This is a genomic window from Microbulbifer discodermiae (genome assembly GCF_040742695.1).
GTDB lineage: Bacteria > Pseudomonadota > Gammaproteobacteria > Pseudomonadales > Cellvibrionaceae > Microbulbifer.
Genome location: NZ_JBFLAB010000003.1, coordinates 111,287 through 136,848 on the forward strand (window position 1 = coordinate 111,287; position 25,562 = coordinate 136,848).

25 protein-coding genes and 1 pseudogene are annotated in these 25,562 nt (G+C 54.2%); 8 read left to right on the forward strand and 18 right to left on the reverse strand.

Annotated elements, in window-relative coordinates; genetic code table 11:
- Window positions 1–7: 7 nt before the first annotated feature.
- From AB1S50_RS01875 to AB1S50_RS01905, 7 genes and pseudogenes are all read left to right on the forward strand, one after another.
- Window positions 8–1,648, forward strand: a complete 1,641-nt coding sequence (locus tag AB1S50_RS01875; protein WP_367148678.1) for a thiamine pyrophosphate-binding protein — start codon at window positions 8–10, stop codon at window positions 1,646–1,648.
- The gene (locus tag AB1S50_RS01880; protein WP_367148680.1) at window positions 1,645–2,883 is read left to right on the forward strand and encodes a hypothetical protein; all 1,239 of its coding nucleotides are present in this window, start codon (window positions 1,645–1,647) and stop codon (window positions 2,881–2,883) included. The genes AB1S50_RS01875 and AB1S50_RS01880 overlap by 4 nt, the downstream gene beginning before the upstream one ends.
- Before the next feature lie 267 nt (window positions 2,884–3,150).
- Window positions 3,151–3,267, forward strand: a pseudogene (locus AB1S50_RS01885) (transposase); the annotation flags it as partial.
- Between the two features lie 598 nt (window positions 3,268–3,865).
- The gene (locus AB1S50_RS01890) at window positions 3,866–4,228 is read left to right on the forward strand and encodes a MerC domain-containing protein (RefSeq protein WP_367148681.1); all 363 of its coding nucleotides are present in this window, start codon (window positions 3,866–3,868) and stop codon (window positions 4,226–4,228) included.
- Window positions 4,229–4,563: 335 nt separating this feature from the next.
- The gene (locus AB1S50_RS01895) at window positions 4,564–5,031 is read left to right on the forward strand and encodes a Fur family transcriptional regulator (protein ID WP_367148683.1); all 468 of its coding nucleotides are present in this window, start codon (window positions 4,564–4,566) and stop codon (window positions 5,029–5,031) included.
- Window positions 5,031–6,071, forward strand: coding sequence for a CobW family GTP-binding protein (locus tag AB1S50_RS01900; protein WP_367148685.1), 1,041 nt, complete (start codon window positions 5,031–5,033; stop codon window positions 6,069–6,071). The genes AB1S50_RS01895 and AB1S50_RS01900 overlap by 1 nt, the downstream gene beginning before the upstream one ends.
- A 74-nt stretch (window positions 6,072–6,145) precedes the next feature.
- Window positions 6,146–8,371 carry a S46 family peptidase gene (locus AB1S50_RS01905; RefSeq protein WP_367148686.1) on the forward strand — a complete coding sequence of 742 codons (2,226 nt, stop codon included), beginning with the start codon at window positions 6,146–6,148 and terminating at the stop codon, window positions 8,369–8,371.
- Window positions 8,372–8,595: 224 nt separating this feature from the next.
- Here AB1S50_RS01905 and AB1S50_RS01910 read toward each other — a convergent pair whose 3' ends face one another.
- From AB1S50_RS01910 to AB1S50_RS01985, 16 genes are all read right to left on the reverse strand, one after another.
- Window positions 8,596–8,787, reverse strand: a complete 192-nt coding sequence (locus AB1S50_RS01910) for a 4-oxalocrotonate tautomerase (RefSeq protein WP_367148687.1) — start codon at window positions 8,785–8,787, stop codon at window positions 8,596–8,598.
- 109 nt (window positions 8,788–8,896) lie between these two features.
- The gene (gene dmpH, locus AB1S50_RS01915; RefSeq protein WP_367148689.1) at window positions 8,897–9,688 is read right to left on the reverse strand and encodes a 2-oxo-3-hexenedioate decarboxylase; all 792 of its coding nucleotides are present in this window, start codon (window positions 9,686–9,688) and stop codon (window positions 8,897–8,899) included.
- Complete coding sequence (dmpG, locus tag AB1S50_RS01920) at window positions 9,688–10,716, reverse strand: 4-hydroxy-2-oxovalerate aldolase (protein WP_367148690.1); 1,029 nt, start codon at window positions 10,714–10,716, stop codon at window positions 9,688–9,690. The genes dmpH and dmpG overlap by 1 nt, the downstream gene beginning before the upstream one ends.
- A 3-nt stretch (window positions 10,717–10,719) precedes the next feature.
- On the reverse strand, window positions 10,720–11,643 hold the full coding sequence (locus tag AB1S50_RS01925; RefSeq protein ID WP_367148691.1) for an acetaldehyde dehydrogenase (acetylating): 924 nt from the start codon (window positions 11,641–11,643) through the stop codon (window positions 10,720–10,722).
- 19 nt (window positions 11,644–11,662) lie between these two features.
- Window positions 11,663–12,448 (reverse strand): 2-oxopent-4-enoate hydratase, encoded by a 786-nt coding sequence (gene dmpE, locus AB1S50_RS01930; protein WP_367148692.1) that lies wholly within the window; start codon window positions 12,446–12,448, stop codon window positions 11,663–11,665.
- Window positions 12,449–12,515: 67 nt separating this feature from the next.
- Window positions 12,516–13,976, reverse strand: coding sequence for a 2-hydroxymuconic semialdehyde dehydrogenase (locus AB1S50_RS01935; RefSeq protein WP_367148693.1), 1,461 nt, complete (start codon window positions 13,974–13,976; stop codon window positions 12,516–12,518).
- Between the two features lie 115 nt (window positions 13,977–14,091).
- Window positions 14,092–15,012 (reverse strand): flavin reductase, encoded by a 921-nt coding sequence (locus AB1S50_RS01940; protein WP_367148694.1) that lies wholly within the window; start codon window positions 15,010–15,012, stop codon window positions 14,092–14,094.
- A 12-nt stretch (window positions 15,013–15,024) separates the two neighbouring features.
- On the reverse strand, window positions 15,025–15,948 hold the full coding sequence (locus tag AB1S50_RS01945) for a catechol 2,3-dioxygenase (RefSeq protein ID WP_367148695.1): 924 nt from the start codon (window positions 15,946–15,948) through the stop codon (window positions 15,025–15,027).
- An 81-nt stretch (window positions 15,949–16,029) separates the two neighbouring features.
- Window positions 16,030–16,992, reverse strand: coding sequence for a PDR/VanB family oxidoreductase (locus tag AB1S50_RS01950; RefSeq protein WP_367148696.1), 963 nt, complete (start codon window positions 16,990–16,992; stop codon window positions 16,030–16,032).
- A gap of 10 nt (window positions 16,993–17,002) precedes the next feature.
- Window positions 17,003–17,758 carry an SDR family NAD(P)-dependent oxidoreductase gene (locus tag AB1S50_RS01955; RefSeq protein ID WP_367148697.1) on the reverse strand — a complete coding sequence of 252 codons (756 nt, stop codon included), beginning with the start codon at window positions 17,756–17,758 and terminating at the stop codon, window positions 17,003–17,005.
- Window positions 17,759–17,769: 11 nt separating this feature from the next.
- Window positions 17,770–18,252 (reverse strand): aromatic-ring-hydroxylating dioxygenase subunit beta, encoded by a 483-nt coding sequence (locus tag AB1S50_RS01960; RefSeq protein ID WP_367148698.1) that lies wholly within the window; start codon window positions 18,250–18,252, stop codon window positions 17,770–17,772.
- A gap of 3 nt (window positions 18,253–18,255) precedes the next feature.
- Complete coding sequence (locus AB1S50_RS01965; RefSeq protein WP_367148699.1) at window positions 18,256–19,545, reverse strand: aromatic ring-hydroxylating oxygenase subunit alpha; 1,290 nt, start codon at window positions 19,543–19,545, stop codon at window positions 18,256–18,258.
- A 53-nt stretch (window positions 19,546–19,598) separates the two neighbouring features.
- Window positions 19,599–20,117, reverse strand: coding sequence for a nuclear transport factor 2 family protein (locus tag AB1S50_RS01970; protein ID WP_367148700.1), 519 nt, complete (start codon window positions 20,115–20,117; stop codon window positions 19,599–19,601).
- A 10-nt stretch (window positions 20,118–20,127) separates the two neighbouring features.
- Window positions 20,128–20,490 (reverse strand): IacB protein, encoded by a 363-nt coding sequence (locus AB1S50_RS01975; RefSeq protein ID WP_367148701.1) that lies wholly within the window; start codon window positions 20,488–20,490, stop codon window positions 20,128–20,130.
- Between the two features lie 98 nt (window positions 20,491–20,588).
- A complete protein-coding gene (locus AB1S50_RS01980) occupies window positions 20,589–21,737 on the reverse strand; it encodes an acyl-CoA dehydrogenase family protein (protein WP_367148702.1) in 1,149 nt (382 codons plus the stop codon).
- Window positions 21,738–21,769: 32 nt separating this feature from the next.
- Window positions 21,770–22,882: an amidase gene (locus AB1S50_RS01985; RefSeq protein ID WP_367148703.1), complete on the reverse strand. Its 1,113-nt coding sequence runs from the start codon at window positions 22,880–22,882 to the stop codon at window positions 21,770–21,772.
- Between the two features lie 443 nt (window positions 22,883–23,325).
- Between AB1S50_RS01985 and AB1S50_RS01990 the strand changes: the two genes are divergently transcribed.
- Entirely contained in the window at window positions 23,326–23,805 is a 480-nt protein-coding gene (locus AB1S50_RS01990) for a MarR family winged helix-turn-helix transcriptional regulator (protein ID WP_367148704.1), read from the forward strand.
- A 113-nt stretch (window positions 23,806–23,918) separates the two neighbouring features.
- Here the strand turns inward: AB1S50_RS01990 and AB1S50_RS01995 are convergent, their stop codons facing one another.
- Entirely contained in the window at window positions 23,919–24,302 is a 384-nt protein-coding gene (locus AB1S50_RS01995; protein ID WP_367148705.1) for a 2Fe-2S iron-sulfur cluster-binding protein, read from the reverse strand.
- Between the two features lie 127 nt (window positions 24,303–24,429).
- Window positions 24,430–25,560 (reverse strand): DUF819 family protein, encoded by a 1,131-nt coding sequence (locus AB1S50_RS02000; RefSeq protein ID WP_367148706.1) that lies wholly within the window; start codon window positions 25,558–25,560, stop codon window positions 24,430–24,432.
- Window positions 25,561–25,562 lie beyond the last annotated feature (2 nt).

Sequence of the window (25,562 nt, forward strand, 5' to 3'; positions counted from 1 at the left end):
GTACAACATGAGCAAAGAGATCACCGTTGGAGATGCGCTAGTCCGCACCTTGGAACAGCAGGCCGTGAGCGCAGTTTACGGTGTCATTTCGATTCATAACCTGCCCATTGCAGACGCCCTCGGCCGTCGCGGCAGCCCTCGTTTCGTGCCTGCCCGCGGTGAGGCGGGAGCGGTCACCATGGCGGATGCCCACGGTCGCCAGACTGGATTGGGTGTCGCGCTTACCAGCACCGGGGCGGGTGCTGGCAACGCTGTAGGGGCCCTATTGGAAGCTCTGAACGCCGGGACCCCACTGTTGCATATCACCGGCCAGGTGGAGCGACAGTATTTGGGCCGCGATGCCGGGTTTATTCATGAGACTCAAGACCAATTGGGCTTTTTGCGCGCCTGTTGCAAGGGCGCCTATCGAGTGACCAGCGCTGAGCAGGCGGTGCCGATCGTTCGGCGCGCAATTCGCGAGGCGATGACCGCCCCCATGGGCCCGGTGAGTGTGGAGATCCCCATCGATCTACAGGGGGCCTTGTTCGATGGATTTTTGCCAAGTGCGCCTGTGGCGCCGGCGAGGCCGCCGGCATTGGCGAATTGTCGGGTCCAGGCCCTGGCGCAACGATTGCGCAACGCCACGCGGCCCTTGTTGTGGGTAGGGGGCGGTGCCTTGGGGGCAGGCGATGGCGTGCGACGCCTGGCGGACGCGGGCCTGCCAGTGATTTCCAGCACCCACGGACGGGGCATAGTGCCCGACAGCCATCCCCGCAGCCTGCGCGCTTTTCACAATGCGGAAGCGGTCGAGGCGCTGTTTGCACAATCGGATCTATTGATCGTCGCCGGCTCGAAACTGCGCTCTAACGAGACCAAGACCTATTCGCTGGCACTGCCAGAACCGCTGGTGCAGATCGACATCGACCCGGCTGCTTGCCACCGCAACTATCGGGCGGATGAATTTATTGAGGGGGACTGCGGCGAAGTTCTTACGGCGCTGGCGGAGTGTTTTGACGGCGAGAGCTTGGCCGACGGTCAATACGACGGCGATATTTCCAGTGCGATCGCTCAAGCGGAACAAAAACTTCGTGCACAGATGGGCCCCTATGCGGTGCTTTGCGATGCCGTGCGCGCGGCATTGCCCGCGGATGGCTTGTTTGTGCGCGACATCACCATGTCTGGCAGCACCTGGGGTAGCCGCTTGCTGCCGATTGAATTTCCCAACACCAACATTCACTCCCTGGCGGGCGCCATCGGTATGGGGTTACCGATGGCCATCGGTAGCGCGGTGGCACAGCCTGGACGCAAAGTTTTGGGACTGGTGGGGGATGGTGGCCTGATGCTTGGCGTTGGTGAGATCGCCACGATGGTACAGGAAAATCTGGACCTCACCTTGCTGGTCATGAATGACGGCGGTTACGGCGTGATGCGCGGCATACAGCGCAATCACTTCTCAGACCGCCAGTACTACAACACCTTGCTTACGCCTCGGTTTACCACTCTAGCGGATTCCATGGGGCTAAAACATTGGCAAATTCGTGACGCTTCCCAGGCGAGCGAGTTGCTGTTCCAGGCAGTGTCCCACGCTGGCCCAGCCCTGGTAGAAGTGGACATGGCTTGTTTCGGCGAACTGAAGTTTGCCGGCCCACCGCAACGGAAGCTTTTTTGAAACAGAAAGAAAGACAACTGAGAGAGATTAAAATAATGAGAGTTGATAAATCCTTGCACCTTTGCAGTACTTTTGTCGCACTGTGTTTTTTGTTCGAAACCGCGGTTGCTGCCGAAACAACAGAAGACCCGGTGGACTCCAACCTGGATCTCGGCGGAGCCTTACGCCTGCAGCATCGCTACGAAGACTGGGATTCCAGCAGCAAAGGTGGTGCTGGCAAAATTGATTTTGAGTCCCTCACGCTCAAGCTCAAGGGCAATCAAGGCAACTTTTTTGCCGACGCTTCTTATTACCTGCGCTACCTCAATGATGAGGAAATCAACTCGCTGGAGCACGGCTATGTAGGTTATCGTTTTTCCAGCGATCGTCAGCTCCAGCTCGGTTGGGCCTATGAGCCGTTTGGCCTACAACCTTATCCCCAATTTGGCTGGACATTCAATATTCCTTTTTATCTGGCGATGGGACATTCCAGTGCCCTCGGTGGAAAATACGTCCAGGAATTCGGTGATTGGGATATACAGCTTGGGGCTTTTAAAAAAGCCATACCGGTAGAAAACCGCTTCTCCCCCAACATGGCCGACGCCAAGGATGTCGATGACGCCTTTGTGGCGCCGACAAACCGCCTACAAGCCAACGAGAAGGAAAATCAATTCAACCTTCACCTGAATCGTGAATTCAAGGGGGATGGCTGGGATGGCACCTTCGGGGTGTCTGCCTATCGGGGAGACTTGGTTAACCGGCTCAGCGATGGCGATGGCGACTACTGGGGCGCAGAGCTTCAATCTATCATCCACCGGGGTCCCTGGACACTGGCACTTCAGGGCATCCGTTACGCCTTCAACCCCAACAATCCTGCCGGGGTCAGCGAAGACAGTGTCCTCTTTGCCGGGGCCGGCACGCCCAGTTATCTGGTGGCCGCAAAAGGTAGTATCGGTGTCGCCAACCTGGCCTACGATCTGCCTGTAAGCAGCCTGGGGCCGGTTAAAAAATTACGCTTGTACTCCGATTACAGCCATTTGTTCAAAGACAAGGCTGGTTGGGATGATTCACAGATGGCGACTCTTGGAGTTCAGTTCTTTGCCTGGCCAGTAATGGGTTGGCTGGACTTCACCTGGGGCAGGAACCTCAACGTCATGGGCGGCCGTCCTGGCGGTGTCGGCTTGGCTTCCGCGGATGCTTCCGGGAGTGATCGGGTGGAATTTCGCACCAATCTCAATATAGGCTATTACTTTTAAGGCAGTTTGACGGCCTGTGGCGAAAATCTGGCCATAAACTTATAGTCTATTAATTCGTAAACTTGCTACTTCCGATCTGTGGACTTAACCCCCATCATTTCGGAGGTATCTGCTTTGACAGCCCAGCTGTGCGAGTGTATTGGTAATCCCCCCATTATCAACCAAAGCTAAAAGTAGAGAGTTATACGACCTCCAGCCTCTCACTTTGGGGTAGCCTGATTTCTCCAGACAGCCCCGATTGTTACCATAGGCAATCGGGAGTATGTAATGACTATCAGAAAGGCTTATTCAATAGAGTTTCGCTCAGAGGCTCTAAAGCTGCTCCTCAAGCAGGGGTTGGCGCATGCGGAGGCGGCCCGGAGGTTGGGTATCTCCAAGGGGACGCAGCAAATTAGGTGGTGGTTGAAAGGGCTGGGGGCGCCATCGTTCGCAGTCCTGAAGACGGAGTGATAATGTTGCTACACAAATAAGTTGAGAATGAGATTGATTCCGACAACTTTTATAATCATATAGTAAAAATAGCTTTATAGGATTTTGCTAAAACTTCCCTTAAGTAATTGATTTCACGCAACTTTATTTATAATGTCCCGGTAAACTGCACAGCTAGGGCCTGTTGACACTAATGGAGTTGGCCCTGTTGTGACAGAAAAGGTGCCAATCGAGGAGAGAGAAGCGCGGTTTGGTTGCTCCAAATGAGCGACGAACAACGAAGAGTGGCGCCTTCTCCGGCACAACCCGAAGGGCTGCAGCTGGTTTCACGCCCTGCAGTGTTAGAAATTGCTTATGTGGACCCACCACACAGCGCCATTCCTGCCTTGCAGGCAGTGGCAGCAGGGCTATCTCGGTTAGTGTCAACAGGCCCTAAGTAAGGGTTGATATGGGCGAAACCTCGCTGGTTTTCTTTACTTTAAGATATGATATATCATAATTCAGTTGAAATGCACATGCCTGAATCGAGCGTGGACGAATCAGAAGGGTTGTTGTGAGAGATACTTTAGGAATCGTGGCTTCCGGCTTATGCTTGCTCCACTGTATGTTGATCCCTGTTTTACCTGCCCTGGGGGGACTGGGGGTATTGGTCGCGCTGCAGGGGAGCCAGTATCTCCACTTGGCTTTGCTCATACCAGTGGTACTCTTGGCCCTGGCGAGCTTCCCGGCTTCATGTAGGCGCCATCGGCGCCATGCGGTAATGATTGCTGGGTTTTCTGGGATCTTGTTGTTGGTTATTGCGTTATACCTGGAGGGTATTTGGGAGCTACTTGCCAGTATCCTGGGAGCTGGCCTGTTAATCCTCGCTCACTGGGTAAACCGACGCCTGATCTATCGAGCGGTGCTGGCTGATTAGGTAAAGGTCATGAAATCTATAGGGATCATTTTTATTATTGTATATCTTTATCGATGCCCTGGCAGCTTGTTGAAAAAGGCATCCTGCCTGCTTCAAAACACGAAAAGCGAAAAATGTGTTTTTCACTTTTCCCCCAAAATCAACGACTTAGGCGTCGCCGATTTTGCCGGAACATCCATGTTCCGGTACCGGGCTGGTAAAATAATTCGAATTTCAACAGCCCGCTAGATGGGTGATCATGCCTTTGACAGGGCAATAGATTTTTTTATGAAATTTTGCGTTGCCGAAGCCTATTTGTTCACCTCAAAGAGAAACAATCACGAATGAAATAAATTATGAATGTATCCCAAATTAAAAAGACCTTGAGTGCGGCCGAGGAAACTTGCCGTAGTTCAGGGGTTCGGTTTACCGAGAAGCGCAGAAATGTTCTTACCATCCTGCTGTGGTCAAAAATTCCTCTCTCTGCCTATGAGATAGCAGAGCAGTACAAACGTGACTATGGTGATTCAATTCCCGTCATGTCCGTTTACCGAATGCTGGATTTCCTGGCTGAAGAAGACTTTGTCCACAAGCTTAATTCGGAAAACAAATACCTGGCGTGCACCCATATTACTTGTGACCACAGTCACCAAACGCCACAATTCCTGATTTGCAATCGCTGTAACAAAGTGCGGGAAGTCGGTATCAAGCCCGAAGTGATCGCAGCGTTGCGTGAAACGGTTAAGAATGCGGGCTACCATTTCCAAACATCCCAGCTGGAGCTGGATTGCCTCTGTGACAAGTGCGGTCAGGATGCAGCTTAGTGGTCAATAAGCAGTTGGTACAGGGGGTGCCTGCGAATGTTATCACTGGCTTTCTCGGTGTGGGTAAGACGACGGCGATTCGCCACCTTCTGGAAAGCAAGCCCGATGGTGAACGCTGGGCTGTTCTGGTAAATGAGTTTGGAGAGGTGGGTGTTGACGGCGCATTTTTTGAGCCGGACCAGGAAGACAGCGTTTATATCCGAGAGGTGCCCGGTGGCTGTATGTGCTGTGCGGCTGGCTTGCCAATGCAGGTTGCTTTAAACCAGTTACTGGCTAAATCCAGACCCCATCGATTATTGATTGAGCCTACGGGCCTGGGACATCCTCGCGAGGTATTGGCAGCGTTGTCTGACGCTGTGCGTGGTGGCGTTTTAGATCTTCGCTGTACACTTGCTTTGGTAGATGCCCGCTGCATTGAAGATGATCGCTACTTGCGTAGTGAGACTTTTCGACAGCAGTTAGAAGTTGCTGACCTGGTGATAGCCAACAAGTCTGATCTCTATGGTCCTGAGGACTTGCAAAACCTCCAGCGTTTTCTCTCATTCTCAGGTAAAGACACTGAGCAGCCTTTGCAAGTGGTGGAGCAAGGGCGTATCGAATTAGATTGGCTTCATCTCCCCAGTCGTTTCCAGGCTTCTGGAGGGGGCAATCACCAGCATCCGGCTCCGCAGGAGGCGGATGAAGTTGAGCTATTGCCAGCGTGTGGTTATCTCCGTTCAGAGAATAGCGGAGAGGATTATTATAGCTGTGGCTGGCGTTTTAGCCCGGAATTTATATTTGACTATGACGCTCTCTTTTCGCTATTCAGCGCCGCTGAAGCGGAAAGGATCAAGGGTGTATTTATTACCGGGCAAGGTGTTTTCGGATTTAATAGGGCTGGCGAAGTGTTAACAGTGCTGGAGTTGGATGACATATTGGAAAGCCGGGTAGAAGTGATTAACCAGCTACGCCTGGGCTGGGATGAAATGGAACGATCCTGGATCGACGCCATAACAGGTAATCAGAATACAGAAACGAAAGTTTTTAATGAATCCAGATAGTTCTTGGGTCAGATACTTAAGTCTGGCCTGACCTATAGGATGTCTCTGACTTTAATAAAAATTGTTGAGTAAATATGAAAATAAACCATTCAATCGTTTTCAGGATTGCAACTGCTGCACTGCTCGCTGGTGCCAGTTATTCCAGTCTTGCTGCAGGGAAAGAGAGTGTTTCGACCGAGGGGATGTGGCAGCCACACCAGTTACCTGAGCTGTCCAAAGAACTTAGTGGACATGGTCTTGAGCTGGATCCGGCCAGCATGACCAAACTCACTGAATTTCCAATGAATGCGGTGATCAGTTTGGGAGGCTGTTCGGCCTCCTTTGTCTCTCCACAAGGATTAGTGATTACCAATCACCACTGTGCCTACGGCTCGATTTCTTACAACTCAACAGAATCCAGGGATCTACTTGCGGAAGGTTTTCTGGCTGGGGATTTATCGGAAGAGCTACCTGCCGCTCCTGGTTCCCGTGTCTATGTCACCGTAGAAATGAACGAAGTGACAGATAAGGTCAACGACCGCTTGATTGATGACATGGATGGCGCCGCACGTTTTGCCGCAATCCAAGAAGCGGAGAAGGCACTGGTTTCCGAGTGTGAAAAAGATCCGGGGCATCGCTGTGAGGTTTACAGCTACTACGGTGGTTTGAATTACTACCTGGTCAAGCAATTGGAAATCCGCGATGTGCGTTTGGTTCATGCACCTGCGTCTTCAATCGGAAAGTTCGGCGGCGATATCGATAACTGGATGTGGCCTCGCCATACCGGCGATTACGCTTTCTATCGTGCCTATGTTGGCAAGGATGGCAAACCGGCCGATTACTCCAAGGATAATATCCCTTACCAGCCCAAGCACTACCTGCCCGTAGCGGCAAAAGGACCTAAAGACGGTGACTTTGTCATGGTTGCCGGTTATCCGGGCCGTACAAACCGTTATCGCACTGCGCAAGAAGTGGAAAGCAACTTCAACTGGTATTACCCGAAGATGCAGCGGGTATTGGGGGAGTGGTCTGAAACCATTGGTGCTGCTACCGCTGACAATAAAGATGCGGAGCTAAAGTATGCCAGTCGCGTGGCAGGCTTGAATAATTACTCCAAAAACTTTACCGGCATGATGGAGGGATACCAGCGTAGCGACCTGCTACAGCGCAAACAAAAGCTGGAAAAAGATTTGCAGGCCTGGGTGAATTCTGACAAAGCCCGCCAGAAGAAATACCAATCTACTATCGATGACCTGGAGGCATTGGTTGTTGAAGAAGAGTCAACCCGTGAACAGGATCTGGCCATCAATTATATGGATCGCTCCGCCATGTTGGGCGCCGCGCGTAAATTGTATCGTTTGGCCAAAGAGAATGAAAAACCTGATGCCGAGCGCAAACCGGGTTATCAGGAGCGGGATCTGACACGATTCACAGAAAGTATGCGTCGTATTGAACGCAGCTACCACCCATCGGTGGACAAGCAGATTTGGCTCTACTTCCTGGAGCGCTACCAGGCGCTTCCGAAAGAACAGCGTATAGCCAGCTTTGATCGTTACCTGAACATCGATAAGGGCAATGCTGGTTTAGAGGCAACTCTCGACAAGATGTACAGGGACACAGAGCTTTCCGATGTCGAGGTGCGTGAAGGCTGGATCGGCAAAAAGCCTGAAGATTTCAAAGAGAGCAAAGATCCGTTTATCCAGTTGGCCGTGGCCATGTACGATGACATGCTTGTGCGTGAAGAGCATGAGGATTCCATGAAAGGGCGTTTTGCTCAACTCCGCCCGGAGTATATGGAACTGCTGATCGATTATTACCAATCACTGGGCAAGCCGGTCTACCCTGATGCAAACAGCTCCCTTCGTGTGACCTATGGTCTGGTCAAAGGCTATCAGCCACCAGCCGGCACAATTAAAGAGGCTGCCGATGGCAACGATGGTAAGGAGGGATTTGTACCTTTTACAACCCTGCGCGGCATAAAGGCGAAGTACACCGGCGAGGATCCCTTTGATGCGCCTAAAGCCCTGATGGAAGCTATTGATAAGAAGGACTTTGGCCGTTACTACGAAAAGCAGCTGGATTCAGTACCGGTGAATTTCTTAAGCACCGTAGATATTACCGGCGGTAACTCCGGATCTCCGACAATGAATGGTCGCGGCGAGTTGGTAGGGGTAGTGTTTGATGGGACCTACGATAGCATCAATGCTGACTGGGACTTCACTGATAGTACCCGGGCGATTCATGTCGATATCGCTTACATTCTTTGGGTGATGGAGAATATCGACGGTGCCGGATATTTGGTACGCGAGATGGGTCAATAATCTTACTGCCGGCCAGTAGCATCACTAAACCAATCGGGACTGATTGTTTAGTGATGCATTGGGAGCAATCTTTTCCTTACTGGTTTTCATGCTCCAAAAGCTTTTTCTGATCAATATGGCGGTGATCCGGGCTGGCACCTCGAGTGAACACCACTTGTCCACCCATTGTCAGGGTGCCGAACACCACCTATCGGCCGCATATCCCTTTGTAGCATTAACCTGGGTTATCGACCCAGTTTTTTGGCCGTTTTGCCGCCTATCCCCCAGTTTTGCTTGGGAATTTCCTGCACAAGGACTCTAACATTCTCTTCGGGTGCATTCAGTGAGCGGCAAATGGCGGCCGTCACCTCGGCAATCAGCGCCTCTTTTTGTTCTTCGGTGCGTCCTTCCATCATATTGATATGTGCGATAGGCATAATCTATTCCTCTTAATTAAGTGCCACTAGTCCCGTAACTTTAACCGTGGAAGCAATCCTGCTGCATCGCTCTGTAACAAAGAAGGCAGTGCAACAGGGGCTAGTGTGGCTAAACGAAGCGGCCGCTGATGGTGCCCAGATCCTGGTACCTTACGCAGAAGCTATCACCTTTGTTCACCTGCACTGCCGCAGTGATGGCGCCCACCATTACGAAGGACCCGGCTGGCAGTTCCTCACCCCGTTCGCCCAGCATATTGGCCAGCATGGCGACTGAGGCGGCGGGGTGACCCAATACTGCGGCGCCGGCCCCCACCTCGACCACTTCGCCATTCACTTCCATCACCACGCCTAAATTGCGCAGATCCAGATCGCCCACATCCGCCATCCGACCGCCAGTAAAAAAGCGGGTAGAGGAGGAGTTGTCCGCGATGACGCTCTTCAAATCAAATTTGAAGTCCTTGTAGCGTGAATCGATCACTTCCACCGCCGGCAGAACGAAATCCGTGGCCCGCAGTACATCGCCGATATGTACTCCCGGGCCTTTTAGGGGCGCCTTGGTGACAAATGCGAGTTCCGCTTCAATCTTGGGGTGAATCAACTCATCATGCTTGACTTCCCCGCCTTCCGGCACAGAGAAATAATCGGCCAGAAAGCCGTAGCAGGGATGCTCTACTCCCATCTGCGACATCTTCGCCCAGGAAGTCAACCCCATTTTCATGCCCACTATCTTGTGCCCGCGGGCCTCCTTGCGACGGCGGATCTCCCACTGGATGTCAAAGGCATCCTCGTAGGTCATCTGCGGATAATCATCCGTGATTTTGGTAATTTCGTATGCCTGCAGCTCGGCGTTTTCGCAGTGTTCCGCCAACTGTTCAATTTGTTCTTTGGTCAAGTTACCCATCAGATTAACCCTTTGTCTTTGGCCATGGTCAATGCCAGGTCTTCAATCATGTCTTCCTGTCCGCCTACAGTGCCGCGACGCCCCAGCTCCACCAGAATATCGCGCGCCGGAATGCCATACTTGGCTTCAGCGCGTTGGGCAAACAGCAGGAAGGAGCTGTAAACACCGGCGTAACCCAGTGTCAGCGCATCGCGGTCGACGCGAATCGGTTGGTCCATCATCGGCACAACGCGGTCCTCGGCCACATCCATAATTTTGTACAGATCAATATTGTGAACTGCACCCATTCTATTCAGTACCGCTACCATCACTTCCAGCGGCGTGTTGCCGGCACCGGCACCCAGCCCGGCAACGGAGCCGTCGATACGAACAGCACCCGCTTCCATCGCTGCCAGTGAGTTGGCAATCGCCATCCCCATATTGTGGTGACCGTGAAAACCGATCTCGGTATCGGATTTCAGCTGTGCGCGCAACAGGCTGATTTTTGCAGACACTTCTTCCGGTAGCATATAACCGGCCGAGTCGGTACAGTAGATGCAGTTGGCACCGTAGGATTCCATCAACTGAGCCTGTTCCAGAAGTTGTTCTGGCGTAACCATATGGGCCATCATCAAAAAGCCGACCGTATCCATACCCAGGCTGGCGGCGAGATGAATGTGCTGCTCGGAGACATCCGCTTCCGTACAGTGGGTGGCTACACGGATGGTGCTGACCCCAAGATCGCGGGCCATACGCAAATGGTCGACAGTTCCGATCCCGGGCAGCAGCAACGCAGATACTTTGGCCTGCTTCATTTTCGGGATAACTGCGTCCAGATACTCCTCATCACTGTGGGCCGGAAAACCGTAGTTGACGGAAGCGCCACCCAGGCCATCGCCGTGGGTCACTTCGATCAATGGTATGCCGGCCTCATCCAGGCCAGTGGCAATATCCACCATCTGCTCCAGGGTGATCTGGTGACGTTTAGCGTGCATACCGTCGCGCAGGCTCATATCGTGGAGCAGGACTTTTTTACCTTGTAAATTCATTGATTAAGCCTCCACTTGACCGCGAGCGGGCAACTCCAGCACACCCAGGTCCACTTCTTCGGCGAATATTTCCGCAGTGCGCAAACCAGCCGCGGTCATGATGTCCAGGTTGCCGGCATACTTGGGCAGGAAGTCACCCAGGCCTTCCACTTCAATAAAGATGGAGACGCGATTGCCGTCAAATACAGGACCGTTCACCAGTCGGTAGCCGGGTACATACTTCTGAACTTCCTGCACCATGCGGTGGACTGAGTCGGTAATAGCCGCCTGATCGGGTTCCGTTGCGGTCAGACAATGGATGGTGTCGCGCATGATCAGGGGCGGTTCGGCAGGATTAATAATGATGATTGCCTTGCCCTGTTTGGCCCCACCCACTTTTTCCACAGCACCAGCGGTGGTGCGGGTGAATTCATCGATGTTCTTACGTGTACCCGGCCCCACCGAGCGGGAGGATACGGTGGCAATGATTTCTCCGTAGTCAACTGGTTGGACCCGCGACACCGCAGCCACCATAGGAATAGTCGCCTGACCACCGCAGGTGACCATATTGACGTTCATTTCCAGGTTCCTGGTGTGATCGGCCAGGTTGACTGGTGGTATGCAATAGGGACCGATCGCCGCCGGCGTGAGGTCAATCATAATTACCCCCAGCTCGTTCAACTTGCGGCTGTTCTCGGCATGCACATAAGCGGAGGTGGCATCAAAGGCAATGCGGATATCGTCCTCCAGTACATGGGGCAACAGGCCGTCCACACCGGCTGCCGTGGTGCGGATACCCATTGCCCGGGCCCGCTTGAGACCTTCGGATTCCGGATCAATACCGACCATCCATACCGGCTCTATCCACTCCGAACGCTGCATTTTCATCAGCAGGTCTGTGCCGATGTTGCCAGGGCCGATAATGGCCGCTTTTAGTTTCTTGCTCATTGTCAAATCATCTGCCCGGTTAAATGAAGCGAACGGATGCGGAACCAATACCGCCAATACTGACGCACATATGGTCGCCGGCCTGTACCGGTGCCAGCGGTACCAGTGAACCCGACAGGATAACTTCACCCGCTTTCAGGGCGATGCCGAATTGGCCGAGGGTATTGGCCAACCAGGCGACACAGTTGACCGGGCTGCCCAGTGCCGCCGCACCGGCTCCGGTCGAGATGACCGCGCCATTTTTTTCCACCACCATGCCGCAGGTGGTCAGATCCACTTTGCGCGGGTCGACTGCTTTGTCGCCCAGGATAAACAGCCCACAGGAGGCGTTATCTGCGATGGTGTCCTGGATTTTGATCTGCCAATTCTCGATTCGTGAGTCGATCACTTCGAAACAGGGCATCACGCACTCGGTCGCAGCCAATACCTCTGCGTTGGTGATACCCGGCCCCATCAAATCCTTTTTCAGGATAAAGGCAATCTCGCCTTCGGCCTTGGGCTGAATCAGCTGCTCGCTGATAGGCATCTCCTGACCCTGGCTGAAGGCCATCTTGTCAGTGAGATAGCCGAAATCGGGCTGATCAACCTTCAGCATGGTCTGTACAGCCTTGGAAGTGAGGCCAATTTTTTTACCGATTACCCGTTCGCCGGATTCTAGGCGGCGTTCAAGCATGCGCTGCGAAATGCTGTAGGCATCGCCGATGGTGATATCCTCAAAGCGAGTCGTCAGAGGAGCAACCGCTTCGCGCTGCACCATCGCCTGATACAACTCATCACCGAGGTCTTGAATCTGTGTCTTTTCCATTTTGAAATACCAATAAATGTTTCTAAGGTCCGCATAGGTGCTTGTATCTGCGACCGCTCATCACTGTTTACAGTTTGATGCAGATATTCTTCAGTTCGGTATAGAATTCGAGTCCGTGCACACCACCTTCACGACCGATGCCTGATTGTTTGGCGCCCCCAAAGGCCGTACGCAGGTCCCGCAGGAACCAGCTATTGACCCAGACAATTCCCGCTTCCATCTGCTCAGCCACGCGCACCGCACGGGTGCTGTTCTCGGTCCAGATCGCCGCCGCCAGGCCATAGTCGGTATCGTTGGCCAACTCGATCACTTCTTCCTCAGTGTCGAAGGGGCGGATATGACAACAGGGGCCAAAAATTTCCTCACGTATCACACGGGCATCGTCGGCCAGTCCAGTCCAGATGGTGGGTTCGATCCAGGCACCGTCATTCAGCGCAGAACCCATATCCGGCACGCCGCCACCAATCTCGACTTTGGCCCCTTCTTCTACCGCAAGCTGGTAGTAAGACAACACCTTGTCCCGGTGTTCATGGCTGACCAGCGGCCCAAAGTTGGCGTCGGCGTCCTGTGGACGCCCGAGTTTCAATTTACTGACTTCCTCTTTTAGGCGCGCCAGGAATGCGGCAAAGATGGGGCGTTCAACATAGATGCGTTCTGTACCCAGACAAACCTGGCCACAGTTCACAAACGCAGAACGCATGGTGCCTTCTATGGCCTTTTCCAAATCACTGTCTGCAAATACAATGCCCGGGTTTTTGCCGCCACACTCCAGCGAGATGTTGCGCAGCCCGACCGCCGCCGCCTTCATGATGGCCTCTCCCGTGCAGGTTTCGCCGGTGAAGGTGATCGCATCCACCTGTGGGTGGGTGGTGAGAAATTCACCGGCTGATCCCGGCCCCAGGCCGTGTACCACGTTAAAGACACCGGCTGGGACACCGCACTCGTTCATCACTTCCCCCAAAAGGGTGGTAGTCGCCGGGGTTTCCTCTGAAGGCTTTACCACTACGGTATTGCCACAGGCCAGAGCAGGGCCCACCTTCCAGGTCATTAGCAGCAGCGGTAGATTCCAGGGGCAGATCACGGCAATCACGCCTTTTGGGGTACGGTGTCCCACATTGAGTGCGCCCTTACCGTCCGGGGTATCCAGGCGGAAACCTTCGGTGGGGTGATTCGCCAGAGTCTCGGAGAATGCCTTGAAGTTGGCCGCCCCGCGTGGAATATCGATATGGCTGGCAATACTGTGGGGCTTGCCCGTATCGCGGCATTCCGCTTCGAGAAATTCATCGAAGCGCGCATTGATCCGATCGGCCACTTTATTCAGTAACTGAATACGCTGGGTTTGGGTAAACTGGCCCCAGGGGCCCTTCAGCGCCCGTTTAGCCGCAGCTACAGCGGCATTGACCTCATCTTTACCGGCTTCGTGCACCTGACCAATCAGGCTGCCATCAACGGGGCAAATGTTATCGAAGGTCTTACCGCTCGCCGAAGTAACAAACTCGCCGTCGATAAAATGTTTAAACTCTTGCATAAAACACCCTGATTTTTGCAGTCTAAAGTTCTGCACAAAATGCCATCGCCAGATCCTGAATGACCGTATCTATTTCTGGCATTCGCGAACTACAATTGCCTGGAAACCGTGGTCACTAGGCAAAGCTTCTCTGCAGTACCTTTAGGCCCTCTTTCAAACACTGCTGCTGCCCGGCACCGAGACCGGAGAGCACTTTCCCCTCGTGTTCAATCGCCTTGCCCAGCAGTTTATCGGCCAGCTGCTGGCCTTTGTCCGTCAGCTGAAATTCATTGCCGCTCACCGACAACAGTCCTTTTTCCTGCAACCATTCACCGATATCCGCCAGTTCCTGCAGGGGTTGGGAGACAAAACGGCTGATATTTTCCTGTGTCATGGGTTTGCCGTCGGCCAGTAGGGTCAACACCCGCCACTCTTCGGTGTTAATACCAAATTGACTTAACTGGGGGTAAAAATCCGCAGCATAGGCATTCAGGGCCTGGCGCAACTGGTACAACAGGTAGTCATCCAGAAAACCATGAGCCTGCAAAGATTCGGTGGGTGCTTTGACTGCGGGGTGGGTCAGCGGTACCGCGTAGCGGCCATTGTGGAAGACCAGTGAGCTGACGTTTTCCTCGTAGTGGTAGTCAGTCACCTCACCGACGATAATGAAGTGATCGCCGCCTTCGTAAACCTCCCAGGTGTTGCATTCAAACCAGGCGGCGACATCCGGCAGCAGCGGCGAACCATTGGCACAATCGCGGGTGTCGATACCCGCGAACTTGTCCTCGCCCCTGCGGGCGAAACCATTGGACAATTCCACCTGATCGTTGCGCAATACGTTGACGGCAAAGCCCCGGCCTTTGGTGAAAGACTCCAGGCTCCAGGCGCGCTTATCGATACTCCACAGCACCAGTGCCGGGTCGATCGACAGGGTATTGAAACTACTGGCGGTCATGCCGATAGGTGCACCCCCGGCATCCCGGGTTGTGATCACCGTAACCCCGGTGGGGAACTGGCCCAGCGCCCGGCGGAAATCTTTTGGATCAAACGACATCATAGATCTCCGATATCAAGTCAGGGCGGTCAGGAACCGTTCGTTGAGCTGGCGATCATGGTAGAAAATCGCCTTGCCCAGTTTGTCCGCATCCCAGGTAACGGGCGCATGGTCGGGATAAAAATAATCACCGCCGCAGAATACTTCGTTGCGATTACCGGAAGGATCGAAAAAGTAGATGGTCTGGCCGTGAGTGAGACCATGGCGGGTGGGACCTATATCGATAGAGGTATCGGTCATGGAAATCAGGTCACCCGCGCGCAGGATATCTTCCCAGGTTTCCAGCTTGAAGGAGGCGTGGTGGAATTTACCCGGTTCCTTATGATCGATGAAGGCAACATCGTGGGCTTTCATGCTGGTGGTGAGGAACTGGGCAACACGGGTACCATCCGGGGTCACCACCTGTTCGGAGAGGTCGAAGCCGAGTACATCCCGGAACAAGTCCAGTGTCTTGTCCAGCTCAGGACCGTACAGCAGGCAGTGGTCAAAACGCTGTGCCTTCATACCACTTAGGTCGCGCGGCCAGGCTTCCGGATTGTGGTTGCCCACCCCGTAGCGCCCGGTCTGGACCTTGGTTGCGAAGACTTCGAAGTTGTGGCCGCTGGGAGCCTGGAAGCGAATGCGTCGCCCGCAGTCCTTCAGTTCACCCGCAGGGATTTCCTCCGCGTCTACGCCATAGGCCAGCAGCGCCTGTCGCAGCTGTTCAAGTGTGTCTTCGTTCACACACTTAAAGCCCATGAAGTCCATTCCCGGCTGGTCCGCCTCGACCAATACGACGGAGAACTTGTCGACCTCTGTCCAGCCTTTAAGGTAAATACGGCCCTGTTCGTCACGGTCAACCTCGATCAGGCCGAGCAGGTCCACATAGTGTTTGATCGCTTCGTCAAGATCCAGTACACGAATTTGTACATGTCCTGGTCGCATTACACCTTTTTTCATCGCTATTTCCCTCAGTTGGGTTTTTATCGTCGGTCGATCTCAACTGGCACCGTCTATTTGCATCGCGCCAGTCAACAGTTGTCAGATATCCACTACCAGTCGACCACTCTTGGCTCTGGAGCAGCAGAGGGCAATCTGGTCGTTATCTTCTTTTTCTTCATCCGTCAGAAATTGATCCCGGTGATCGGGGGTTCCCTCAATCACATCGCAAATGCAAGTGCCGCAGACCCCTTCTTCACAGGATACCGGCACCTTCACGCCCGCTGCTTTTAGGGCTGTGGCAATACTTTCTTCGGGACCAACCTGTACCGTGATATCACTGCTTTCGGCGTATACTTCAAACGCCTCGCCACTGACGTCTACCTCGGCACTGAAGTATTCAAAGTGAATCTGTGACTCGGGCAGACCCGCCCCTTTTGTCTGGTCGATCACCCATTCCATAAAGGCGCTGGGGCCACACACATAGAGGTGGGCATCCGGGCGGGATTCCGCCAGCGCTTTCGGTTTAATCAGGCTGGCTTCGCCACAGTCGTCGAAGTGCGTCACCAGGGATGCGCCAAACTCGCGCTGGAGCTCCTCCAGGAAAGCCGCTTTGCTCTCACTGCGACAGCAGTAGTGCAGCTCGAATGACTTTCCGGCTGAGCGCAACGCATAGGCCATCGCTATCATCGGCGTGATGCCGATACCTCCGCCGATCAAAAGGCTGTGTTGCGCCTCCATTGCCAATGGGAAATGGTTGCGCGGTGCACTGACTTGCAGTTTTGCTCCGGCTTGCAATTCCGCATGGATCTGGCGGGATCCGCCCCGGGAGTTGGGATCATTGAGAATACCCAGGCGATAGTGGCCCTGGCCCGGTGCGTTGCTGAGCGAGTACTGACGGATCAGGTCCGGTGCCACCACCACATCGATGTGCGCGCCGGCTTCGAATTCCGGCAGGGGACTGCCATCTGCCGCCGCCAGCTCAAATACCGAGATCTCATCGGTGTGGTCGTCGCGGCCGGTGACAATTACGTCCATGAGGGTGTTTTTGATACTAATAGTCATAGAGGTAACCTCAGCGCATGAACAGGCCGCCGTTGATGTCCCAGGTAGCCCCGGTGACGAAAGCGGCTTCCGGCCGTGCCAGCTGCACCACCGCGTCACCGATGAAATCGGCATCCCCCAGCTGTCCTACCGGGATTGCGGCCAGCAGGCTGGGAAGGCGGGATTCCGGTACCAGTGCTTTTACCATCGGCGAGTCAATCGGACCGGGGGCGATGGCATTCACCGTGACCCCCTGTGCTGCTAACTCTTTGGCAAATACTTTGGTCAGTGTCAGGATGCCGCCTTTGGAGGCGGCGTAGTGGGCCCCGGTAGAGGTGCCACCATTCTGGCCAGCCAGGGACGAGAGATTGATGATGCGTCCGTAGCCCTGTTCGGCCATATGGCGACCGATCACCTGGCAGCCGACAAAGGTGCCACCCAGATTGATGTTGACAATGTTATTGAACTCTTCCGCTGAGATTTCCATGACCGGAGTGGCACGGGTAACGGCCGCGTTATTCACCAGCACATGCAGTGCGCCCCAGTGCTCCAGTACCTGGTTCAATGCCGTTTCAAACCCGCTTTGGCGGGCCACATCGAGACACAGGCCCAGGGCAGTGTTGCCGCTGGAATCCAGCAGCTGCGCGGCCCCGTGGGCGGCCTCGCCATCGACGTCACTGAGCACCACTCGGTAACCGGCGGTGTGCAGCTTTCGGGCAATATGCTGGCCAAGACCCTGGGCGGCTCCGGTCACCAATGCCACCTGTGACTCTGCAGATACCGACATAAGCAAATCCCTCAAAAGATAAAGCTGACGGTGCGCAGGAAACCGTCGCTGTGCAATAACTTGACGACTTTCTGTTGCAGCTCAAATCCACCGGATTTTGGTTTCAGGGTGTATTCGACGTTGGCCGGATAAGTCACCAGCTTGCCATGGCGCAATTCATTGAGGGTCATGGCACAGCGCGCTATGACTAAATCCTCCCCGGCTTCGAGGATGCGCACACGGGACACCATGCGCACTGTGTAGCTCACTGAGCGCGCAGATACGGATTCGCCATTTTCCAGGCGAGCCACACGCATACGGCGCATGTCGGCGTCATCCAGTGCCAGATTCAGGGTATTTAGGTAATCGGTTTCATCCAGGTCCGCCGGAACGATATAGAGACCGGAGTCGGTCCACAGTGACAACCATTCCTGGTAGTTCTTATGGTCCAGCAGATCTCCCTCATAGCCGATAAATTCGGTTACCTGGGTCAACAGTTGTGTGTTGCTATTCACGATTTATTCCCCCTTTCCGGCAGCCATCATCTTTTTATATTGACGATAGGCACCGCGCATTCCGGTTTCCGAGCACACCGCGCCGGCGGTGTTGCCGTCCGCAGATTCATGCAGGTTGTTCATGCCCCGGTTGACCAGAATCCAGCCGTCTTTGCCCGCCGTGGCACCTTTCTGTACACGTTCCCAGGCTTCGCCGTCATCCGGCGTACCAAAGCCCATTGGGCCCTGGAAGTGTTCGTGCAGACGCATGCGCTTGCGGTTAAAGGCGCTGGGTGCACCATCGCCACCCAGGGCCACATGCTGAATTTCTGTCTCCCCCACGCTGACCGGACGCAACACGCGGAAAAAAGCCATGGAGCAGGAGACGTTGGGAAACAGGTTGAGGTTAAAGCCTGTGCCGTGGGCAGCGCGCACCAGTTTTTTCACTTCGTCTTCGGGCTTGCCTTCATCGCGCAGCGCTTGGGCCAGCTCGGAGAAACGTTCTGGAATCGGCTGGTCCAGGTCCTCTTCCAGGTCCACCAACTGTGGGATCATCACCATCACACTGTGACCATTACTCAGGTCTTCCACAAAGCCATCGCCATCGAGGAAATCGAAGATGTCTGCGGTCGCCTCATCCAGTGAGCTCACAAAGGACTTGTGCACAATGGGGAAATGGTAGGCATCAGTGGTGTTTTCCAACTGGATTTTCCAGTTGCCTGGAAAGTTGAAGCGGTGCTCACCCAGCACTTTTACCGGGTAGCCACCACCTTGTTTCATAAACAGGTCGATCCACTTCTTGGCACCACCGAGAAACTCCTCCAACGGCTCTATGTCATTTTTGAAAGTGGCAAACACCATTCCCTGGTAGGTTTCAACACGCAAGCTTTCCAGGGGCATGTCTTTTTTATCGAAGACACCCTCGTATTCTTCCGGTTTCGGCAACGCGCGCAGGCTGCCGTCCAATCCATAGCCCCATCCGTGGTAGGGGCAGGTGAAGGCCTTGGTTTTACCCTTGCGCGCTTCACAAACGGTAGCGCCGCGGTGGCGACAGCGGTTTTGCAACACATGCAGATTTCCCTTGCGGTCCCGGCTGAGGATAATTGGCTGCCGGCCTATATAGGCGGTCCTGAAACAGCCGGCTTCGGGGACTTCGCTTTCGTGGCCTACAAATACCCAGGTGTTGTTAAACACCTTGTCCAGCTCTTCCTCAAAGATGTCGGGGTTCGAATACAGATCTTTGTGAACGCGTCCCTCTTCCACCATCTCAGCTGCTTTCAGGCTGAGATTTTCTACGTCGATCAACTCACTCATGTTTGTAACCTCTTTGTCCAATTTCTCTGCCCGGCTTTGGCCGGGCGAGATTGTTATTCTTCCGGCACCGGTAGCGGCTGCGGATTGTCCCAGGGGGTCTGCACCGGACGGTTGAAGCGACTGGTGGTACAGAAATGGGCGATCTTCCAAGCGCCTTCGGACAGGCGAAAGCGCACATTGAGCAGCGCACTGCTGAGCTGGGAGCGGCCATCGGCAAAGGTGGACGTTTGCAACAACACCCAGCTGCCTTCGGCTTCGGAATCACTCAGTACCGCCACTTTTTCGGAAGTGAGAAAATGCACGTTGAGTGCGAAGTGCGCCGGTGGCTGTGTGTAGCGCGCAAACATTGTCCGGATCGCTTCGCGTCCTTCCCGGCGGCCGAATGTCGCCGCATAGCGCTTGCCTTTTCCTTCCCAAATGGCGTCCCAGGTAAACAGTGCCATGAGTGGAGCCAGATCGAAGCCCTCGTCCAAGTGGTCGCACAACCGCATATATTCGTGCAGGCAGGCACTGACATCCCGGCTCGCCTCCAGGTCACTGACCCGCTTGTGCAACTGCTCCAGTTCGCTCACTTCTCTATCCTCAAGCCCGCTGTACAATCAGTTCACGTCCAATACGCGCCTCTACCTGGGCGTAGCGCCAGAGTTTGTAGGGGGTTTCGCCCACTGCTGTAGTTCGAAACAGATTGCAACAGGCAACTACGGTGGCGTAGTCGACCACATCGGCAAGCAGGTAGGTGGTCCATGGGTAGCCGCTTGAGGGGCCAACCATGCTCTGGTCGTCATCCATGTTGCCAATCACTTGCACACCGTCCATGTCGTGAATGCCATTCCACATTTCGCCGAAGGCCGCCCACACATCCAGTTGCTCGGGGCGGGCCGCGTCCATAAAGTTCTGGTTGATACCCATGCAAAACAGAACGCGAAGGGGTTTGTTATCACTCATGATCTATCTCTCCATTCATTTGATTCAGTGGCGTTGCCTTGCTTCATAGCCACCTTTTTATTCACAGCTGTTGCTTCAATTACAGTGTTTCGCACAGGTCACAAATAACCTGGCAATGGGTCATGTCCAAAGAACATTGCGCCAGCATTTTTCAGGGTGATGGCGCCCATAAAAGCGTGCTGGGTACACATCATCGAATCACGCACAATGCGTGACAGCGGGTGGTCGTTGTAACTGCCGGTCATCCCCGTCACTTCATAGGTGGAGCGAATCACTTCGGCACAGTCGTGGGTCAGGTGGGTAGCTGCCAGCCGAACCAGATTGGTCTGCTCAGGGGACGGTTTGCCCCCGGCCAAAACGGTATTCCACGCATCCTCGGTGGTCTGGTAGAAGAAAGCGCGTGCAGCCCGCAGCCTGGCTTCCGCCTTGGCGATTTCAATCTGTACATGTTCGCGTTCCCCCAGGTTGGGGGCGCCGGTAACGGACTTGCGCCCCGCCGCCATTGCCTGCACCACATCCAGGGCTTCACGGGCAAGGCCGGCAGTAGTCACCGACAGTACCTGGGCGGCAAAAGCCAGTGACGGGTAGCGGAAGAAGCTGGATTCGATATTGGGCTTGCCACCGCGGATAAAGGTCCACTCCTCCGGTACAAACACTTCTTTCACTACCAGGTCGTGACTGCCGGTACCGACCATTCCAATCACATCCCAGTTGGGCTCGATGCCTACCTGCTCGGCCGGCATCACTGCCATGCGGGGCAATGCATCACCGCTATCCGGCTGAATACCCACTCCAATAAGTGAGGCACCCATAGAGCCACTGCCAAATTTCCAGCGGCCGTTCACAATGTAACCGCCGGGGACTTTTTTCGCGGGTTGCAGCGGAAAGATACCGCCGGCAAACACAACGTCGGGGCTGTCCGACCAAACTTTTTCAACGGTTTCCGGGGGCAACGCCGCCAGGTAAGCCGGGCTCATCCCGAAACTGGCCACCCATCCGGCAGAGCCATCGGCCGCGGCCATCGCTTCCACCATCTGTAAAAATTCCATCGGACTGCGCTCATCACCGCCTTGTGACGCGGGCACCATCGCCCGGTAAACGCCGATCTTCCTGAAAGACTCGATAATGTCCTGGGAGATGTATTTCTGATCTTCAAACTCCTGCCGGCGTTTGCGGACATCATCTAACAGGGCATCAAAAACCTTCTCCCCACCCCACAGGGATTTATCGATCTGATAACCAGGCATGCATTGGTCCCCTTGCTTATCGCCTTATGGTTTTAATTGGTCTGGCCGGCCTCAAGCAGTGCATGAGCCGCTGCGAATACGGCCTCATCTTCATGCTTGCGACCCACCAGTTGAATTCCGATTGGATTGCCATTCACCTCGAAAGGGATGACCAGGGCCGGGTGGCCGGACAGATTGAACGGCCGCACCAAGGCCGTCATATTCAAATCCATCTGCCCCTCCCGGGCTTGCTGCAGGGACATGGGGCCCTTGGGCATCGCCGGCAGGACCAGAACATCTGCCAGCTCCAGCAGACGATCCACTGCAGCGGTGAAGGCCTCGCGTAACTTCTCCGCCGCCTCTACTTCCGAGGCCACGACTGTACCGGCGCGAGCCAGCCGGGCTGCCACATCAGTGCCGATCAGGCCCGTCGCCAGCAGCTCCGCCGTTGCCGCGGAGGTTTCCGCATTAATTACCGCCAGCGCTGCCTGGAAAGCTTTCTCGAGCAGGGGCAACTCAACGCGGATTAACGATAGCGGGGATAAAAAGGTATCGAGCGCAGCCTCCACCGCCGGCTCTGAACCAGTGTGGGTCAGTAACGCAAATCGAGTTGGCGTCAACGCCGGCCCAGGCTTGAAAGAGGGATCTATGGCCTCCTGGGCCTCCTGTAGCATGGACAGGTCAGCGGCAAACGGGCCCACGCAGTCGAGGGAGCTGGACGAAGGCCAAACACCGCGACGACTGACGCGGCCAAAGGTCGGCTTGAAACCAAAGACTCCACAGCAGGCCGCAGGGATCCTTACTGAGCCACCGGTATCTGTCCCCAGTGCGTAATCCGCCAGCCCTTCGGCAACTGCTGCTGCGGATCCACTGGAAGAACCGCCGGGAATTAACTGGGGATAGCGTGGATTGATGGGTGTGCCAGAGTGATGGTTGATACCGGTGACCCCAAAGGCCAGCTCGTGCATCACCGCCTTGCCAATAATGTGATGCCCCGCCGCGAGCAGATGCTCAACCACATCGGCATGCTGCGCGGCAGGGACGGCATCATCACAAGCTTTGCTGCCCAGGCGGGTTGGCAGGCCGGCAATGTCGATAGAGTCTTTGATGGCGACTGTTCGCCCATTTGAGGCACCCAGTTCGCAACGGGAAACCAGTACTGTCATAAGGCTCTTCTTGTTATCACCATATTCTTCGGCGGTTTTTTAATTGGGTAATCTGCTCAAATTCTGTCATCGAGAATTATATAATTCACTTGAATTGTCAACTAAATATTGAGCAAAAATCAATCAAAGTCGGCAGGGGATGTTTCTGCAATTAAGCGCTATGAGATAACAAAAATACCTTTAAAATGGTCTAATGTGTATTTTTTTGCGATTTTGAAACATAAAATTAGATTTATACAATAAAAATGTACTCTTTAGTGCAATAAGGAGGTGTCGATGAGGTGGATCAGAATGGTTTATTTGGCAAATATATGTGACCAGAAAGGCGCATTTAGTTGGACAAAATTGGGTGAAATTTTCACCCTGACAGGATTGGCTATATACTTTCCAAATCAACTTTAACCTCCGCCTACAGGCGGGACCGCAAGAGCGCTTCCTCCCCCATGACCAGCAGATCCAAGTCAGACAGGTATGACCCCCTCAGTGATAATTTCAAACGGCAGGAATTTCCCTTCTACTGGGTAGCGCAGCTCAATGCCCTCTACACCCAGGAAATGGAGCGATTGCTCAAGAGGGTGGGCATGGACGTGCCCCGCTGGCGCATCATCATGATCCTCAAGGAACATTCATTGCTGAGTATTTCTGAGATCGCGGATCACGCGGTGGCCAAATTACCCACCACCACCAAGATTCTCTACCGAATGCAGGAAGACGGACTGGTTCGGCTGACAGTGTCGCCCGAGGACGGCCGGGTAACGCTGGTTTCCCTGACGGACCTGGGCCTGGAGCAACTGGAAGTGATTCGCGGCCCCGCCAGCCAGCTGTTCAAGCGCAGCTTCAAAGGACTGACGGTTGCCCAAATTGAGCGCACCAATCGGCTGCTGGCAATGATCTATAACAATCTGCGTCAAAGACCTGATTGACCCTCGAATCACCACCAGTACCAATGAATTGAGCCCCCTGGCAATAGTCCCCATGATTAGCGGAAGATAAACAGGATTGAACCAGCGCTGCCAATCCACCGCGTTTGTATCAATTAGCTCTTTTTGTCGTCCACTATCGGGGCATCCATCGTGTGCCTGCTGACGCCAATCTCGGGGGGATCAGGTTCAATCAGCAGGTCGCTGCGGGGAAATACCCGGCAAGCCAGTGCCGTGCCCTCCGCTGCCATTTCCGGTGTGACCCAGGCGCTGCTCATACGCTTGCCCACATAGTCACCGCGCAAAATACGGATACGGCACTTGCCGCAACCACCGCCACGGCAACCGACAGCAATAAAACCCTTGCCCGCCTGCTCCATGGCCACCAGCAGACTCCGGTCTGACCGGGCGGTGAAATCTCCGCCGTCTGGCGTCTTCACGACAATGCGGTGTTCCCTGACATCCTCACTGCCGGTATCCGTCTGCTTATTCGTAGTCATGGCTAACTGACAGACTGCTTAAAAGAGTTTATCCGGGTTCCTGCCTGTGAGGTTTCGCCCTGTGGTTGTTGAGGCGGAATTCCTCTTGAACAAAAGTGGCGCCGGAAAGCCGAGGCCTCCACCGCAATTAGCTCAACAACTTGCTGACTGCAACACCGATAAAGGTTGCAATTGCATAGCCGAAAACACCGCACATGATCCCCGGCGTAATCAAATTCCGCCACCCCTTGGAGATGGCGATTGCGCTGGTGACCGCCGGACCGACCAAAGCCGCTGCTGAGGCCACCAGGGTTTCCTCCATGGTGAATTTGAAAGTGCGACCCAGATATATTGTCAGTAGCAGATGGCCGAGAATAATAAACATGCCGTAAAAGAACAGTGTTATTGCCACCCCGAAGAAGGCGGATGTATCGGTGCCGGCGCCAACAACGGCGAAGAACAGATACATCAGCAACAGACCAATCTCAAACTCCCCTTCCAGTTTGGCCATGGTCTGGGGAAACAGGTTGGCCACCAGTAGACTGAATAGTGTAATCAGAAGAAAAGTATATTGCTGATAGCCGCTAATCTCTGCCAGCCACTGGGAGATGGTACAGATCACAAAACTTAATGCCAGTGCCCCGGAGATATGGGACAGCTTGAGTTGCGCCGTATTTTCATCAGACTTTAACGTATCCAGTTTAATGCCCGGCGATTGTTGTGTTACGCCAAAGTAGTGCAGCAGCCAGCGGAAAGAGGGGAGGGCCAACAGCAGCATCAGCGCCAATATGCTCACTATACTGCTGGCGCTAATCGCGGTGCTGAACTCCGTTTCGCTCATTCCCATGACCTGCGAGACCGCCAAAAAATTCACGGCGCCGCCAATAAAGCCACCGGTGTAAACTCCCGCCACCTTGGGGCCAATCTCCCCCAAATTAAACAGGAAAAAACCTGCTATGGCTGCAGTTACAGTCGCTGTACTGGCGATCAGGAATACAAGCATTACCCGGCCGCTATCTTTAAAGATCCTGCGCAGGTTACTTTTGAACAGCAATAGGGGAATAGCCAGTGGGACCAGACTGGAGCCCACAAAATCATAGCTGGGAGCCTTGAAGGGAATAATACCGAAATTCGACAGTAACATAGCTGCCAGCAATATCCATACGACCCCGGAAATCCGTTTGCCAATAGGTCGGGTATCTATCCAAAACCCGAACCAGACCAGGCCCATAATAACGGCGCAAATGGCCATGGTGTTGTCTGCAGAGATTAAGCTCATAG

What these genes read in the sequence shown, in the direction of transcription:
- AB1S50_RS01980 (WP_367148702.1), bottom strand. Translation starts at nt 21,737, where the DNA reads ATGCCTGGTTATCAGATCGATAAATCCCTGTGGGGTGGGGAGAAGGTT.
- AB1S50_RS01935 (WP_367148693.1), bottom strand. Translation starts at nt 13,976, where the DNA reads ATGCAAGAGTTTAAACATTTTATCGACGGCGAGTTTGTTACTTCGGCG.
- AB1S50_RS01995 (WP_367148705.1), bottom strand. Translation starts at nt 24,302, where the DNA reads ATGACTACGAATAAGCAGACGGATACCGGCAGTGAGGATGTCAGGGAA.
- dmpH (WP_367148689.1), bottom strand. Translation starts at nt 9,688, where the DNA reads ATGGGTAACTTGACCAAAGAACAAATTGAACAGTTGGCGGAACACTGC.
- AB1S50_RS01950 (WP_367148696.1), bottom strand. Translation starts at nt 16,992, where the DNA reads ATGACTATTAGTATCAAAAACACCCTCATGGACGTAATTGTCACCGGC.
- AB1S50_RS01975 (WP_367148701.1), bottom strand. Translation starts at nt 20,490, where the DNA reads ATGAGTGATAACAAACCCCTTCGCGTTCTGTTTTGCATGGGTATCAAC.
- AB1S50_RS01905 (WP_367148686.1), top strand. Translation starts at nt 6,146, where the DNA reads ATGAAAATAAACCATTCAATCGTTTTCAGGATTGCAACTGCTGCACTG.
- AB1S50_RS01965 (WP_367148699.1), bottom strand. Translation starts at nt 19,545, where the DNA reads ATGAGTGAGTTGATCGACGTAGAAAATCTCAGCCTGAAAGCAGCTGAG.
- AB1S50_RS01940 (WP_367148694.1), bottom strand. Translation starts at nt 15,012, where the DNA reads ATGATGTCGTTTGATCCAAAAGATTTCCGCCGGGCGCTGGGCCAGTTC.
- AB1S50_RS01925 (WP_367148691.1), bottom strand. Translation starts at nt 11,643, where the DNA reads ATGAGCAAGAAACTAAAAGCGGCCATTATCGGCCCTGGCAACATCGGC.
- AB1S50_RS02000 (WP_367148706.1), bottom strand. Translation starts at nt 25,560, where the DNA reads ATGAGCTTAATCTCTGCAGACAACACCATGGCCATTTGCGCCGTTATT.
- AB1S50_RS01895 (WP_367148683.1), top strand. Translation starts at nt 4,564, where the DNA reads ATGAATGTATCCCAAATTAAAAAGACCTTGAGTGCGGCCGAGGAAACT.
- AB1S50_RS01945 (WP_367148695.1), bottom strand. Translation starts at nt 15,948, where the DNA reads ATGAAAAAAGGTGTAATGCGACCAGGACATGTACAAATTCGTGTACTG.
- dmpG (WP_367148690.1), bottom strand. Translation starts at nt 10,716, where the DNA reads ATGAATTTACAAGGTAAAAAAGTCCTGCTCCACGATATGAGCCTGCGC.
- AB1S50_RS01985 (WP_367148703.1), bottom strand. Translation starts at nt 22,882, where the DNA reads ATGACAGTACTGGTTTCCCGTTGCGAACTGGGTGCCTCAAATGGGCGA.
- dmpE (WP_367148692.1), bottom strand. Translation starts at nt 12,448, where the DNA reads ATGGAAAAGACACAGATTCAAGACCTCGGTGATGAGTTGTATCAGGCG.
- AB1S50_RS01955 (WP_367148697.1), bottom strand. Translation starts at nt 17,758, where the DNA reads ATGTCGGTATCTGCAGAGTCACAGGTGGCATTGGTGACCGGAGCCGCC.
- AB1S50_RS01990 (WP_367148704.1), top strand. Translation starts at nt 23,326, where the DNA reads ATGACCAGCAGATCCAAGTCAGACAGGTATGACCCCCTCAGTGATAAT.
- AB1S50_RS01875 (WP_367148678.1), top strand. Translation starts at nt 8, where the DNA reads ATGAGCAAAGAGATCACCGTTGGAGATGCGCTAGTCCGCACCTTGGAA.
- AB1S50_RS01910 (WP_367148687.1), bottom strand. Translation starts at nt 8,787, where the DNA reads ATGCCTATCGCACATATCAATATGATGGAAGGACGCACCGAAGAACAA.